This is a genomic window from Actinoplanes sp. NPDC023714 (assembly GCF_040639855.1).
Lineage (GTDB): Bacteria > Actinomycetota > Actinomycetes > Mycobacteriales > Micromonosporaceae > Actinoplanes.
This window is the reverse complement of sequence record NZ_JBFAAR010000001.1, coordinates 633,908-647,041: the sequence shown is the minus strand read 5'-3', so window position 1 is coordinate 647,041 and position 13,134 is coordinate 633,908. Positions and strand designations below refer to the sequence as shown.

Genomic DNA, 13,134 nt, shown 5'->3' with positions numbered 1-13,134 from the left:
TGGAGCGCGCGAACGCAAGAGCGCGGGAGCGCGCGAACGCAAGAGCGCGGGAGCGCGCGAACGCAAGAGCGCGGGAGCGCGCGAGGACCCGGGCGCGCGAGGACCCGGGCGCGCGAGGACCCGGGCGCGCGACCGCAAGAGCGCGGGGAACGCGGGGGCGCGGGGGCGCGGGAGGACGGGGGCGCGCGGGCGTTAGGGCGTGGGAGGCCGCGGAACGCGTCAAGCGGCTGGTCGGAGGGGCTTCGCGTAGGAGAGGACTCCCTCGTGGCCCGCGTAGAACCCGAAGTCGTCGATGCGGACGTAACCCGCCGACTCGTAGAGCGCGATCGCTTCCGGCTGGCGATCCCCGGTCTCCAGGATGACGCGCTCGCAGCCGGCCGCCCGGGCCGACTCCTCGATCGTCGCCAGCATGCGGCGGGCCACGCCTCGGCCTCGGGCCGGCGCCAGCGTGAACATCCGCTTCAGTTCGGCGTCGGAGCCGTGCCGGCGCCAGCCCGCGCTCGCCACGAACCGGCCGTCCAGTTCGGCGACGAAGAAGGCGCCGGCCGGCGGCGTGAAGTCGGCGCCGGTGATGGGCGTGTCGTCGCCGGTGCCGCCGTACCGCTCGGAGAGGTCGCGCAGGTTCTCCGCGACGAGCAGCTGCACGTCCGGGTCGTCGAAGTCGGCTAACTTGATCTTGATGTCTGACACGGGGAACAGGCTAACCGCGTCAGCGGAAATGATCCCAGCCCAGGCCCCCGCTCCACGGCTTCCGGTCGACGGTGACGCCGGAGCCGTCGTACACCGAACCGATGACCTGCCAGGAAGGGGGCAGGACGGTCCCGGCCGGGAACGTCGCGGCGAGCGGGTGATCGTCGCCGCCGGCCAGGACCCACTGGTACGGGTCGACGCCCAGCGCCTTGGCCGCGTCCCGCATCTGATCCGGCACGTCGAACGCGTCCTGGTGCAGGTCGATCGCGACGAGGCTGGCCGCGGCGATGTGCCCGATGTCCTGGAGCAGCCCGTCCGACACGTCGATCATCGAGGTGGCCCTGAGCGCGGCCGCGGCCGGCCCGGACGCGTAGGGCACGGACGGCCGCCGGTACGCCTCGACGAGCTTCTTCGGCGTACGGAATCCGCGCGACAGAACCGTGAGCCCCGCCGCCGCGTACCCGATCCGCCCGGAAAGGGCGAGAATGTCGCCTGGCTGAGCCCCGTCCCTGCGGACCGGCGCCGAACCGCCCAGGTCTCCCAGCGCCGTGACCGCGATGGTGAGCGTCGGCGACGAGGAGGTGTCCCCGCCGACCACGCTCGCGCCGACCAGGGCCGCCTCGGCGGTCAGCCCGTCGGCGAGCGCCTCGACCCACTCGGTCTCCACGCCCGGCGGCACGCAGAGCGCCACGAGCAGGGCCGTCGGCACGGCGCCCATGGCGGCGATGTCGGCCAGGTTGGCCGCGGCGGCGCGGTGGCCGATGTCGGCAGGACCGCACCAGTCGCGCCGGAAATGCCGGCCGTCGACGAGCACGTCGGTGGAGGCGACCACCCGCCCGTCGGCGGCGCGCACGATGGCGGCGTCGTCACCCGGACCGAGCAGGGTGGCCGGGCTGGTGCCGAGACGGGAGACGATTCGGCCGATGAGTCCGAATTCGCCGCCTTCCGAGTTGGTCACGTCTAAGTCCTTCGATGGTGGCGTCCCGCTCCCGGGTCGCTTCGTACGGTAGTTTCACGATCGGGGATCACCGACGGTGGCGGATTGGAGTCGATCGTGGTCCAGGCATACATCCTCATCCAAACTGAGGTCGGGAAGGCGCGTGACGTGGCCGCCGCGATCGAGAAGATACCGGGGGTGGTACGCGTTGACGCCGTGACCGGGCCGTACGACGTGGTCGTGTTGACCGAGGCGCACACCGTGGACGAGCTCGGCGGGCTGATTGTGAGCAAGGTCCAGTACGTGCCGGGCATCACGAGAACGCTCACCTGCTCCGTGGTAAACCTCTGAGCATGGTGAACCTGGACACCCCGAAGGAAGCGCCGAAGAAGGACCCGGCGACCCGCGCGGCGGCCCTCTGGGCGACCGCGATCGCCGTACCGGTGGCGGTGCTCGTCGGCGTGTTCGCCTTCATCGCCATACAACCCGAAAAATCCGAAACATCGGACAAGCCGGTGGCGATCCCGAGCAGCCCCGTTCAAGTCGAGGAAAGGCGCCTCGACGAGAAGGCCGGCACGGTCTGCCTCGCCGTGACGAGCCAGCTCCCCGCGAAGATCCGCGACCTGCCCGCCCGCCCGGTGACGGCGGGACACGAGCAGAACGCGGCCTACGGCGAGCCGCCCATCACGGTGAGCTGCGGCGTGCCGGCGCCGGTCATGTGCGAGACCCTCGACGACAAGACCCCGGGCTGCGTCCCGATGGACACCGAGCTTCTGATCATGAACCGGGTCTGCTGGTACGCGAAGACCGGCGCCGACGCGGCCACCATCACGACGATGGACCGGGAGGTCCCGGTCCAGGTGACCGTGCCGAACACCTACGAGAACGCCGGCCAGTGGGCCAACGAGTTCTCCGACACGGTCGTGAAGACCGTGAAGTCCAAGCCCGCCGCCGAGATGCCGAGCGGCTGCCAGATCTCCTAGTGCAGGCCGGTTCCGCGCCGCAGTGCGGTGCGGATCAGCCGGTCCACGACCTTCGGGTACTCCAGGCCGGTGGCGGCCCACATCATCGGGAACATCGAGGTGGGCGTCATCCCCGGCATCGTGTTGATCTCGTTGAGGAAGATCTCGCCGTCGTCGGTGACGAAGAAGTCGACGCGGGCGAGGCCGGCACAGTCGAGCGCCGTGAAGGTGCGCAGCGCGTACTCCCGGACCTGCTTCGCGATCGCGTCGGACACCCCGGCCGGGATCGTGTAGCGGCTGCCCACCAGGTATTTCGTCTCGAAGTCGTACCAGTCCGCGTCGTCCATGTGGATCTCGGCGAGCAGGGACGCCTCGGGGGCGCCGCCGGCCTCCCCCTCGAGCACCCCGCACTCGATCTCCCGGCCCACGATCGCGGCCTCGACCAGCACCTTCGGGTCGATCCGGCGGGCCGTCGCGACGGCCGCGTCGAGGTCGGCCCAGTCGGTGACCTTGGTGATGCCGGTGGACGAGCCGGCCCGGGACGGCTTCACGAAGACCGGCAGCCCGAGACGCTCCTTGTCCGCCTCCGACAGCGAGACGCCGGCGCGCAGAACCGCGTAGGGGCCGACCGGGATGCCCTCGGCGACCGCGAGCTTCTTGGTGAACTCCTTGTCCATGGCCGCCGCGGAGGCGAACACGTTCGCGCCGACGTACGGGATCCCGGCCATCTCCAGCATCCCCTGGATCGTGCCGTCCTCACCGTAGGCGCCGTGCAGCACCGGGAAGACCACGTCGATGTCGTTCAGCGACGCGGACGGCACCGTCGGGTCGGCCGCCAGCACGACGGACGAGCCGGACGTGGCGGTGATCTCCGGCAGGGTGCGGTCCTGGATCGCCAGCTGCGACGGCTCCCCGGTGGGGAGGACCCAGCGCCCCTCCCGGGTGATTCCGACCGGGACCGCCTCGTACTGGTCCGGGTCGAGAGCGCCGAGGATCGCGCCCGCGCTCACGCAGGAAATGGCGTGCTCAGTGCTGCGACCGCCGAAAACGATCGCGACGCGGGTCTTCCGGGGGGTCGTCACTTGACTTGGTGCCTCTCGCTAGCGGTCATGCCGGGGGTGACCCTACTCTGCGTAGGCCACACATGGGATCTGGCGAGGCAGGGGGAACGAACAGTTCATGGCTCCAGCACTCCACGTGATCGCCGGGCCCGGCCCCGGCCAGCTCGCGACCATGGCCCACTCCCCCGAGGAGCCGTGGTCGGCGCAAGAGCTGAGCGCACTGGCACGGGCCGGCGTACAGATCATGGTTTGCACCTCCACCACGCCGGAGGACACCTCGGGAATCGAGATGATCCCGTTCCCGGACGCCGCCGACCCGGCGAAACGTGAGGAGGCGACGGAGGTGGTCGCGCTCGCGGCCCGCCTCGCCCAGGACGTCCGCGCCGGCCGCTTCGTGGTCACCGAGTCGGCGTCCGGCATCGGCCGGACCACCCTGCTCGCGACGATGACGCTGGTCCTGCTCGGCATCCGCCCCGGCGAGGCCCTGCGTCGCATCGGCGGCCGGGCCACACCCGACGTCCCGCGCAACTGGCTGCACGATTTCGTCTCCACCCACGGCTGATCTTTCATTCGTACGAAGGATGGCGGCTCTCCCGGGCGCATCAGCGGAGTCCCCGATGCGCAGACCCTGCGGCCCCTTCGCGCCGGCTCACGCCGGCGCCGGGCCTGGCGTGACCTTGCGCTTCCAGGGCTGTCCCCGGAACTGACCTTGCGCGTTGACCGCGTTCCCGGGACTGAGCTTTCTGGCGGCTCCGCTTCGCTCCGCCGCGGGCAAAACGCCTTTTTGAGCAGGTGAGGAGGCAGCTGGTTTTCCGCCGCCCGCAAACCCCGCGGGTGGCGGAAAACCAGCTGCCTCCTCACCTGCAGGCGTTTTGCGCGGGTTGCGGGGCTACGCCCTCGCGAGAATCGGGAACACGTGGGGGCTTGGGGTCAGGCCGTCGTGAAGGTCTGAGGGAGGGCTCCGGTGTCCCAGAGGGTGTCGAGGTGGGTCAGGAAACCGGTGAGGGTGGTCTCCAGGTTGCGGCGTTCGGTGGGGGTGAGGGTCGCCAGGGGGTCGGAGAAGATCAGGCCCTCCGGGTGCTTGGCGCGGGTGCCCACGAACTTGTCGCAGGCACCGCACCACACGTAGCTCACCAGCGTCGGGCGGCGGGCGGCCGGCGGGGTGGTGAAGTACGCCCTCAGCCGCCGCTCGCCGCAGGCCGGGCAGTCCCGCTCCCCCGGGTCGGCGAAGAAGCTGTCGCCCTGGGTGAGAGCGGCCACCTCGTCGGCGTTGAAACTGCTCCAGGCGGTCACGAGTCCCCGATCGGATAGTCAGGACAGCGAGGCGTCCAGCGCCGCCGCCACGTCGGCGACGAGGTCCTCAGTGTCCTCGATCCCGCACGAGAACCGCACGAACCCGGGCGCGGTGTCGTCGCCCCACTGGGCCCGCCGGTCCGCCGTGGTGTGCACGCCGCCGAACGAGGTGGCCGCGAAGACCAGCTGGGCCGCCTCGAGGAAGGCCGCGACCCGCTCGGCCGAGCCCAGGTCGAACGAGACCACCCCGGGGATCCGCCGCATCTGTGCCGACGCGACCGCGTACGACGGGTCGGAGTCGAGTCCCGGCCAGCGCACCCCGGTCACGTCCGGGCGGCTCACCAGGAGCGCCGTCACGGCCGCGGCGTTCGCGCTCTGCCGGGCCAGCCGCAGGTCGAGCGTGGCGATCGAGCGGTGCGCCAGCCAGCAGTCGAACGCGCCCGGCACCGCGCCGGTCTGCTTGCGCCAGGTCTCCACCCTGCCGAGCAGCTCCGCGTCGCCGGACGCCACGTAGCCGAGCAGCACGTCGGAGTGCCCGGTCAGCGCCTTCGTGCCGGACGCCACCACGAAGTCGGCGCCGAGCGCGAGCGGGTTCTGCCCGAGCGGCGTGGCCGTGGTGTTGTCGACGGCCACCAGCGCGCCCGCCTCGTGCGCCCGGGCGGACACGGCGCGCACGTCGACGACGTCGAGGCCCGGGTTGGCCGGCGTCTCCAGCAGGACGAGCCGCACGCCGGTCAGGTCCGGGTACGGCCCGGCGGTCGGGATCAGCAGCACCTTCACCCCGAGCTCGCGCAGCGTCGACTCGGCGAACGCCCGTACCGTGAAATAGCCGTCGGCCGGGAGCGCCACCGTGTCCCCGGTGCGCAGGACCGCCAGCAGCAGGGCCGTGATGGCCGCCTGCCCGCTGGAGAAGGCGAGCGCCGGAGCGCCCTCGAGCGCGCCGATGGCCGACTCCAGGAGCTCCCGCGTGGGGTGCTCGGTGCGGGCGTACCCGTGCGTGCCGGGGCCGGTCGCCGGGTCGAGGTGGTACGGCGCCGCGAAGACCGGGCCGGGGAGGAACGGCTCGCCGACCTGCGGTGCGGGGAGGCCGGCGTGGACGGAACGGGTGCCGTCGGAAAACGAGCTCACTCGGGTTTCATCTCTCGTGTCATCAGCAGTTTCACCGCGACCCGCGGATCGGCGCCCTCGTGGCAGACCCGTTCCACCTGCTCGACGATCGGCATCTCGACGCCGTTCGCCCGGGCCAGGTCGCGGATGGAGAGGCAGCTCTTGACGCCCTCGGCGGTCTGCCGGGTGGCGACCTGCGCCTGTTCCAGGGTCTCGCCGCGACCCAGGTGCTCACCGAACGTGCGGTTGCGGGCCAGCGGCGAGGAGCAGGAGGCGACCAGGTCGCCGAGGCCGGCCAGGCCGGCGAAGGTGAGCGGGTCGGCGCCGAGCGCCACGCCGAGGCGGGCCGTCTCGGCGAGCCCGCGGGTGATCAGCGAGGCCCGGGTGTTGTCGCCGAGGCCGATCGCCACCGCCATCCCGTAGGCCAGCGCGATCACGTTCTTGGTGGCGCCGCCGAGCTCGCAGCCGATCACGTCGTCGCTGGTGTACGGCCGGAAGTAGGGCGTCGCGAGGGCGTGCTGCACCTGCTTGGCGCGGCTCTCGTCGGAGCAGGCCACCACGGTCGCGGTCGGCTGCTCGGCGGCGATCTCGGGGGCCAGGTTGGGTCCGGAGACCACCACGACCCGGTCCGCCGCGACGCCGGCCGTCTCGACGATGACCTCGCTCATCCGCTTCAGCGTGCCGAGCTCGATGCCCTTCATGAGGGACACGACGGTGGCGTCGGACGGGAAGGACCCGGCCCAGTCCGCGAGGTTGCCGCGCAGGGTCTGCGACGGCACCGCGATGGCGATCAGCTCGGCGCCGTCCACGGCCTCGGCCAGGTCGGTCGTGCCGGTCACCGTCTCGGCCAGCCGGATGCCGGGCAGCGAGCCCTCGTTGCCGCGCTTGTCGCGGATCTCGGCGGCGACGGCCTCCCGGCGCGCCCACACGGTCACGTCCGAGCCGGCGTCACCCAGCACCTTCGCGAAGGCGGTTCCCCAGGCTCCGGATCCGATGACGGCGGCCCTCATGGTGCGTCCTCCGAGGTCGAGGCCCGCCGCGCGGGCCGATCGTAGAGCGCCGGCGGTTCGCCGTCGCGGATCTCCGCGAGCAGGTCGCGGACGTCCAGCATGATCGCTTCGGTCATCTCGCCGAGCACGGCCCGGCTCGGCGCGGCGCCGGCCCAGCGGCTCAGGTCGACCGGCTTGCCGGCGGTGACCGTGACGTGCGTGCGCCGCAGCTTCAGCTTGTTGGTCCGCGGGTCGAAGATGGCCTGCGGTCCCCAGCAGGCGATCGGCACCACCGGGGCGCCGGTGAGCAGGGCCAGCCGGGCCGCGCCGGTCTTGCCGCGCATCGGCCAGAGCTCCGGGTGCCGGGTGGTCGTGCCCTCCGGGTAGATCACCACGGCGTCGCCCTCGTTCAGCGCCGTGACGAGCGCCTCCACCGACTTGGCCGCCTCGGTGCTGCCCCGCTCGACCGGGATCTGCCGGGTCTTGGTCAGCAGGTAGCCGATGACCGGCACCTTCCAGACGCTGGCCTTGCCGAGGAACCGCGGCCAGCGGTTCGAGCGGTAGATGTAGTGCGCCACCACGAGCGGGTCGAAGTGCGAGACGTGGTTCGGGACGAGGATCACCGGGCCGGACGACGGGATGTTCTCCCGGCCCCTCCAGGTCTTCCTGGTCAGGGCGGTCATCACCGGTAGAACCAGCATCACCGCGACACGCTGCCAGAATCCGAGCCTGAGCTGCGCCACGGCATCCCCCGTCCCTTGATCGGCGACCAATCAGCGCCACACCATGTTCACCTGCGACGAAATCATGCCCGCTGGGAACCGCAGTGACCAGGCAGGGGTCTCGCGGAGTAAGCAAAACCGCAGTTCCCCGGCCCGGAGACCGCTGTGACAGCCGGGCGGGAGATCGTCAGGCAGACTGGGGGCGTGGGGCGGAAGTGGACTGTGGTGATCCCGGTCAAGCGGCTGGGGGCGGCGAAGACGAGGCTGCGGGGCGCCGTGCCCGCCGACCGTCACCCCGACCTGGCGCTCGCCATGGTGCGGGACACCGCCGCGGCGGTCCTCGAGACGCCGGCCGTGGAGCGGCTCGTGGTGGTCACCGACGATCCGGCGGTGACGGCGTCGATGCGCAAGCTCGGCGCGCACGTGGCCCCGGACCCCGGCGCCGGCCTGAACGCGGCGATGCGCTTCGGCGCCGACGACGTGGCCGGGCCGGCCGCGCACCGGGCCGTGCTCACCGGCGACCTGCCGGCGCTGCGCCCGGACCAGCTGGACGAGGCGCTGCGCCGGGTGACCGGCCGCAGCTTCGTGCCGGACGCCGACGGCACCGGGACGGTGCTGCTCGCCGTGCCGCCGGGCGAGCTCCTCCGCCCGCTCTTCGGGCCGCAGTCGGCGCAGGCGCACGCCGGCTCAGGCGCCGTGCCGCTCGCCGGCGACTGGCCCGGCCTGCGCCAGGACGTCGACACCGCCGCCGACCTGGGCACCGTGCTCGGCCTGGGGGCCGGCCGCCGGACCTGCGCGCTGCTGCGTGATCTCGGACTCACGGCGGAGTGCGCCCCGGCCGCCTGAGACGGGTAGCGTGCGCGGTATGCAGGGCACGATCGCGACCTTCGACCCGGCCACCCGCAGTGGCACGCTGCTGCTCGACGACGGCTCTGAACTGGGCTTCGGAGCGGAGGCGTTCCAGCGGTCCGGGCTGCGCCTGCTCCGCCTCGGCCAGCGGGTCACCCTGGAGGCCGACCCCGGCGGCACGATCCGGCGGCTGATGATTCCCGGAGTCGTCTGAATCGATCATCCACTAGTTCGTTTCACGTTTGGTCCGGAGCGGCAAGAATAAGCGCATGCAGACCCCGCCCCGGACCCCCGAGCCCCGCAGGCGTGGCCCGAACGGCCGCTTTCTCCGCATCCCGGAGACAGTTGAGACAGAATCGGCCGTGATCGTCGAGCCCGTCCCCGCATCCGTTCCCGAAGCGGAGGCCAAGGTGAAACCCGAGGTGGACATCGTGGAGATGGAGCAGGCCGGCACTCCGGCGGAGAGGATCCCGAGCTTCGGCATCGACCGGATCGAGACGCTCGCGACCGACGAGGCCGCCGAGGCGTTCGAGGAGGACGTCGACGACGACGAGGACGAGGACGCCGCGGAGACCGTCGACGGCGACCGCTACTACCTGCCGTCCGACCGCTTCCTGAACCGGGAGCTGTCCTGGCTCGACTTCAACGCCCGCGTGCTGGCCCTCGCCGAGGACCCCGCGACGCCGCTGCTGGAGCGGGCGAAGTTCCTCGCCATCTTCGCGAGCAACCTGGACGAGTTCTACATGGTCCGGGTCGCCGGCCTGAAGCGCCGTCTCAGCGCGGGCCTGCCGGTCCGCGGCGGTGACCGCTCCCCGCTGCGCCAGCAGATCGAGATGATCACCGAGCGGACCGCCGACCTGGTGACCCGGCACTCCGCCTGCTTCGCCGACGAGGTCCGGCCGAAGCTCGCCGCCGAGGGCATCGAGGTGGTCAGCTGGAAGGAGCTGGACGCCCCGGAGCAGGGCCGGCTGCGGACGTTCTTCCGCGAGCAGGTCTTCCCGGTCCTCACGCCGCTCGCGGTCGACCCGGCGCACCCGTTCCCGTACATCTCGAGCCGTTCGCTGAACCTCGCGGTGGCCCTGCGCTACCCGGACGGCGACAACCCCGAGCTGTTCGCCCGGATCAAGGTGCCGAACAACGTCTCGCGCTTCGTGACCGTGCAGAACGACAGCCGCGGCGTACGCTTCCTGCCGATCGAGGAGCTCATCGCCAACCACCTCGACCAGCTCTTCCCGGGCATGCAGATCCTCGAGGTGCACGCGTTCCGGGTGACCCGCAACGCCGAGCTCGAGGTCGACGAGGACCGCGACGAGGACCTGCTCCAGGCCCTGGAGCGGGAGATCGCCCAGCGCCGGTTCGGCCCGCCGGTCCGGCTCGAGGTGGCCGCCTCGATCAGCGACCACGTGCTCGACCTGCTGGTCCGCGAGCTCGACATGGACAGCCACGACGTGCTGCGGGTGCCCGGCCTGCTCGACCTGTCGGCGCTCTGGCAGGTGTTCGGCGAGGTCGACCGGGACGACCTGAAGGACCGCCCGTTCGTGCCGGCGACCCACCCGCAGCTGGCCGACGGCGAGGTGCCGCGCAGCGTCTTCAACCGGCTGCGCGAGTCGGACATCCTGGTCCACCACCCGTACCACTCGTTCTCGACGAGCGTGCAGCGCTTCATCGAGCAGGCCGCGGCCGACCCCAACGTGCTGGCCATCAAGCAGACGCTGTACCGCACGTCCGGCGACTCCCCGATCGTGGACGCCCTGGTCGACGCCGCGGCGGCCGGCAAGCAGGTGGTCGTGCTGGTCGAGGTGAAGGCCCGCTTCGACGAGGTGGCGAACATCGCCTGGGCGCGCAAGCTGGAGCGGGCCGGCTGCCACGTGGTCTACGGCCTGGTCGGGCTGAAGACGCACTGCAAGACCGCGCTCGTGGTCCGGCAGGAGGGCAACCAGATCCGGCGCTACTGCCACATCGGCACCGGCAACTACCACCCGAAGACCGCGCGGCTCTACGAGGACTTCGGCATGCTGACCGCCGACCCCGAGGTGGGCGCGGACGTCACCGACCTGTTCAACGTGCTGACCGGGTACAGCCGGCAGACCACGTACCGGCGTCTGCTGGTGGCGCCGCACGGCGTCCGCAGGGGCCTGGTCGAGCGGATCGAGGAGCAGGCGAAGATCGCCCGGGACGGCGGCGAGGCGCTGGTCCAGTTCAAGGTGAACTCGCTCGTCGACGAGCAGACCATCGACGCGCTCTACAAGGCCTCCCAGGACGGCGTGAAGATCGACCTGATCATCCGCGGCATGTGCTCGCTGCGCCCGGGCGTACCCGGCCTCTCCGAGAACATCCGGGTGCGCTCGATCGTCGGCCGGTTCCTGGAGCACTCGCGGGTCTTCCGGTTCGGCCCCGGCCCGGACGCCGAGTACTGGATGGGCTCGGCCGACCTGATGCACCGCAACCTGGACCGCCGGGTCGAGGCGCTGGTCCGGATCAGCCTCAAGTCGGCGCGCGAGGAGCTGCGCAACGTCCTCGAGCTGTCGATGCGGGACCAGACCGAGGGCTGGGACCTGGACGGCGAGGGTGTCTGGCACCGCAACGTCGGCACTCCCGGCCGCCCGCAGAACCACCTCCAGGCCGCCCTGCTGCGCCGCGTCATCGGCAAGAAGAGCTGATGCCGGAGACCGAACTCGCCGCGGGCGGCGTGCTGTACCGGGACGGGCGGATCTGTCTCGTGCACCGCCCCCGCTACGACGACTGGAGCCTGCCGAAGGGCAGGCTCACCCCCGGCGAGCCGGCTCTGCTGGGTGCGCTGCGCGAGGTCGAGGAGGAGACGGGTACGCCCGGAGTCCCGCAGCTGCGGCTGCCCGACGTGGACTACGTGCTGCCCGGCGGCCGGCCCAAGAACGTGGCGTACTGGCTCATGCTGGCGACCTCGGACGGCCCGGTGCAGGACGCCGACGAGGTGGACGAGGTCGCCTGGCTGCCGCTCGCCGAGGCCCGCGAGCGGCTCACCTACCCGGACGAGCGCGATCTGCTGGACCACGTGGCCGGCCTGCCGCCGATCACCTCCGTGATCGCGATGGTCCGGCACGCGCACGCCGGCGAGCGGAAGAAGTGGAACGGCCGGGACGCGCTGCGCCCGATCGACCCGGAGGGCGCGAAGCAGGCCGAGCGGATCGCGGCGACGCTCACCCCGTTCCGGCCGCGCCGCCTCGTGGCGGCGCCGCCGCTGCGCTGCTCGCAGACGCTGGAGCCGCTCGCCGCCGCGCTCGGCAACCAGCCGGTCATCCTGGACGGCGCGTTCGCCGAGCCGGCCGACCCGGCCGGCCTGCCGGCCAAGCTGGCCGCGGCCCGGTCCCGGATCGCCCAGCTGCGCGGCGACGGCCGCGTGGTGATCTGCAGCCAGGGCAAGGTCATGCCGTCGCTGCTGGCCGCGATCGCCGGCCGGGACGACACCGAGCGGTTCAAGACCCGCAAGGGCGACGGCTGGCTGCTCACCTGGTCCGGCGAGCGGCTGCTGGGCGTCTCCCGGCTGTGACCGCCCGGGACGCCGGCGGGTCGGCCCGCCAGTATCCGACCAGGTCACCGGTGAGCCAGCGGGCCTTCCACAGCTCGTCGCGGCGCGGTTCCCAGTCCCGGTACGGCAGCAGCGCGAGCCGCCAGCCGAGCACCCCGAGCAGGTACCAGCCGTAGAGCGGGACGGCGCCCATCCAGCCGTCCCGCCGCCGGTACGAGCCGTGCGGCGCGAACACGGTCACCGCGAGGCCGGACCATCCGCAGGTGATCAGCCAGTCCAGCACCGGCCGACCGGTCCGCTGCTCGGCCAGGTCGCCGAGTGTCCATCCGGGCAGGACGGCCACGGCGAACAGGGCCGCGGCGAGGGACGAGCGCGCGACCAGGCCGCGCGGCGTCGTGTGGCGTTCCATGCCCGGACGGTAGGACGGGCGCGGTCAGCGCAGGCGGGAACACGAAAGGCGTCCACCCAGGGGTGGACGCCTATTCGCGGGACTTCGTCGGGTCAGCGGGCCTTCCGCGACGACGCGCTGCGCGCCGTGGCGGTGGTACGGGCCCGGGCCGGCGCCGCCGCCGGGGTGGCGGACTTGCGAGCGGTCTTCTTGGCAGGCGCCGCCTTGGTGGCCGCCGCCTTCTTGGTCGCGGCCGCCGTCGACTTCTTGGCGGAGGACGCCGGCTTGGCCGCCGCGGACTTGGCGGCGGTCGACTTGGCCGCCGTCGACTTGGCCGCCGTCGACTTGGCCGCCGTCGACTTGGCAGCCGCCGACTTGGTAGCGGTCGCCTTGGTCGCCGACTTGGCAGCGGTCGACTTGGACGCCGTGCTCTTGGCCGGAGCGGCCTTGGTGGCGGTCTTCTTCGCGGCGGTCGTGCTCTTGGTCGCCGCGGCCGCCTTCGTCGCGGTGGTCTTCTTGGCCGCCGCGGCGGACCTGGTGGCGGTCTTCTTCGCGGCGGTCGTGCTCTTGGTCGCCGCGGCCGCCTTCGTCGCGGTGGTCTTCTTGGCCGCCGCGGCGGACCTGGTGGCGG

The 13,134-nt window shown here is 72.2% G+C and carries 16 protein-coding genes; 7 read left to right on the top strand and 9 right to left on the bottom strand.

Annotated elements, in window-relative coordinates; all coding sequences use genetic code 11:
* Positions 1 to 219: 219 nt before the first annotated feature.
* Together AB0G10_RS03165 and AB0G10_RS03160 are read right to left on the bottom strand one after the other, a co-directional pair.
* The gene (locus tag AB0G10_RS03165) at positions 220 to 690 is read right to left on the bottom strand and encodes a GNAT family N-acetyltransferase (RefSeq protein ID WP_360915646.1); all 471 of its coding nucleotides are present in this window, start codon (positions 688 to 690) and stop codon (positions 220 to 222) included.
* A 19-nt stretch (positions 691 to 709) separates the two neighbouring features.
* Positions 710 to 1,648, bottom strand: a complete 939-nt coding sequence (locus AB0G10_RS03160) for a thiamine-phosphate kinase (protein WP_360915643.1) — start codon at positions 1,646 to 1,648, stop codon at positions 710 to 712.
* A gap of 96 nt (positions 1,649 to 1,744) precedes the next feature.
* On the opposite strand from AB0G10_RS03160, the gene AB0G10_RS03155 reads away from it, so the two are divergent.
* Entirely contained in the window at positions 1,745 to 1,978 is a 234-nt protein-coding gene (locus AB0G10_RS03155; RefSeq protein WP_014447186.1) for an Lrp/AsnC ligand binding domain-containing protein, read from the top strand.
* Between the two features lie 2 nt (positions 1,979 to 1,980).
* Positions 1,981 to 2,610: a DUF3515 domain-containing protein gene (locus AB0G10_RS03150; protein ID WP_360915640.1), complete on the top strand. Its 630-nt coding sequence runs from the start codon at positions 1,981 to 1,983 to the stop codon at positions 2,608 to 2,610.
* Here AB0G10_RS03150 and AB0G10_RS03145 read toward each other — a convergent pair.
* A complete protein-coding gene (locus AB0G10_RS03145; RefSeq protein WP_360915637.1) occupies positions 2,607 to 3,671 on the bottom strand; it encodes a D-alanine--D-alanine ligase family protein in 1,065 nt (354 codons plus the stop codon). The two genes, AB0G10_RS03150 and AB0G10_RS03145, sit on opposite strands and share 4 nt — an antisense overlap.
* Positions 3,672 to 3,768: 97 nt before the next feature.
* Between AB0G10_RS03145 and AB0G10_RS03140 the strand changes: the two genes are divergently transcribed.
* On the top strand, positions 3,769 to 4,212 hold the full coding sequence (locus AB0G10_RS03140) for a hypothetical protein (RefSeq protein ID WP_360915634.1): 444 nt from the start codon (positions 3,769 to 3,771) through the stop codon (positions 4,210 to 4,212).
* Positions 4,213 to 4,580: 368 nt separating this feature from the next.
* On the opposite strand, the gene AB0G10_RS03135 is transcribed toward AB0G10_RS03140, so the two are convergent.
* The 4 genes from AB0G10_RS03135 to AB0G10_RS03120 are packed head-to-tail and all read right to left on the bottom strand — an operon-like array spanning position 4,581 to position 7,782.
* The gene (locus tag AB0G10_RS03135; RefSeq protein WP_360915631.1) at positions 4,581 to 4,943 is read right to left on the bottom strand and encodes a hypothetical protein; all 363 of its coding nucleotides are present in this window, start codon (positions 4,941 to 4,943) and stop codon (positions 4,581 to 4,583) included.
* Between the two features lie 18 nt (positions 4,944 to 4,961).
* The gene (locus AB0G10_RS03130; protein ID WP_360915628.1) at positions 4,962 to 6,071 is read right to left on the bottom strand and encodes a cystathionine gamma-lyase; all 1,110 of its coding nucleotides are present in this window, start codon (positions 6,069 to 6,071) and stop codon (positions 4,962 to 4,964) included.
* A complete protein-coding gene (locus AB0G10_RS03125) occupies positions 6,068 to 7,060 on the bottom strand; it encodes an NAD(P)H-dependent glycerol-3-phosphate dehydrogenase (protein WP_360915625.1) in 993 nt (330 codons plus the stop codon). Before AB0G10_RS03125 ends, AB0G10_RS03130 begins: the two co-directional genes overlap by 4 nt.
* Positions 7,057 to 7,782 (bottom strand): lysophospholipid acyltransferase family protein, encoded by a 726-nt coding sequence (locus AB0G10_RS03120; RefSeq protein WP_360915622.1) that lies wholly within the window; start codon positions 7,780 to 7,782, stop codon positions 7,057 to 7,059. Before AB0G10_RS03120 ends, AB0G10_RS03125 begins: the two co-directional genes overlap by 4 nt.
* A gap of 183 nt (positions 7,783 to 7,965) precedes the next feature.
* Between AB0G10_RS03120 and cofC the strand changes: the two genes are divergently transcribed.
* From cofC to AB0G10_RS03100, 4 genes are read left to right on the top strand one after another with little or no spacing between them, the layout of a single operon-like run.
* A complete protein-coding gene (gene cofC, locus AB0G10_RS03115) occupies positions 7,966 to 8,607 on the top strand; it encodes a 2-phospho-L-lactate guanylyltransferase (protein WP_360915619.1) in 642 nt (213 codons plus the stop codon).
* A gap of 19 nt (positions 8,608 to 8,626) precedes the next feature.
* Positions 8,627 to 8,824, top strand: a complete 198-nt coding sequence (locus tag AB0G10_RS03110; protein WP_360915617.1) for a cold-shock protein — start codon at positions 8,627 to 8,629, stop codon at positions 8,822 to 8,824.
* 55 nt (positions 8,825 to 8,879) lie between these two features.
* Positions 8,880 to 11,270, top strand: a complete 2,391-nt coding sequence (locus AB0G10_RS03105) for an RNA degradosome polyphosphate kinase (protein WP_360915614.1) — start codon at positions 8,880 to 8,882, stop codon at positions 11,268 to 11,270.
* Entirely contained in the window at positions 11,270 to 12,136 is an 867-nt protein-coding gene (locus AB0G10_RS03100) for an NUDIX hydrolase (RefSeq protein WP_360915611.1), read from the top strand. The genes AB0G10_RS03105 and AB0G10_RS03100 overlap by 1 nt, the downstream gene beginning before the upstream one ends.
* Here AB0G10_RS03100 and AB0G10_RS03095 read toward each other — a convergent pair.
* On the bottom strand, positions 12,093 to 12,524 hold the full coding sequence (locus AB0G10_RS03095; RefSeq protein WP_360915608.1) for a hypothetical protein: 432 nt from the start codon (positions 12,522 to 12,524) through the stop codon (positions 12,093 to 12,095). The two genes, AB0G10_RS03100 and AB0G10_RS03095, sit on opposite strands and share 44 nt — an antisense overlap.
* A 92-nt stretch (positions 12,525 to 12,616) precedes the next feature.
* Positions 12,617 to 13,134 (bottom strand): hypothetical protein (locus tag AB0G10_RS03090; protein ID WP_360915605.1); only part of this gene is annotated, 518 nt, incomplete at its 5' end.

Coding starts and splice junctions, on each gene's coding strand:
- AB0G10_RS03125 (WP_360915625.1), bottom strand. CDS start 7,060: ATGAGGGCCGCCGTCATCGGATCCGGAGCCTGGGGAACCGCCTTCGCG.
- AB0G10_RS03100 (WP_360915611.1), top strand. CDS start 11,270: ATGCCGGAGACCGAACTCGCCGCGGGCGGCGTGCTGTACCGGGACGGG.
- AB0G10_RS03110 (WP_360915617.1), top strand. CDS start 8,627: ATGCAGGGCACGATCGCGACCTTCGACCCGGCCACCCGCAGTGGCACG.
- AB0G10_RS03105 (WP_360915614.1), top strand. CDS start 8,880: ATGCAGACCCCGCCCCGGACCCCCGAGCCCCGCAGGCGTGGCCCGAAC.
- AB0G10_RS03140 (WP_360915634.1), top strand. CDS start 3,769: ATGGCTCCAGCACTCCACGTGATCGCCGGGCCCGGCCCCGGCCAGCTC.
- AB0G10_RS03095 (WP_360915608.1), bottom strand. CDS start 12,524: ATGGAACGCCACACGACGCCGCGCGGCCTGGTCGCGCGCTCGTCCCTC.
- AB0G10_RS03150 (WP_360915640.1), top strand. CDS start 1,981: ATGGTGAACCTGGACACCCCGAAGGAAGCGCCGAAGAAGGACCCGGCG.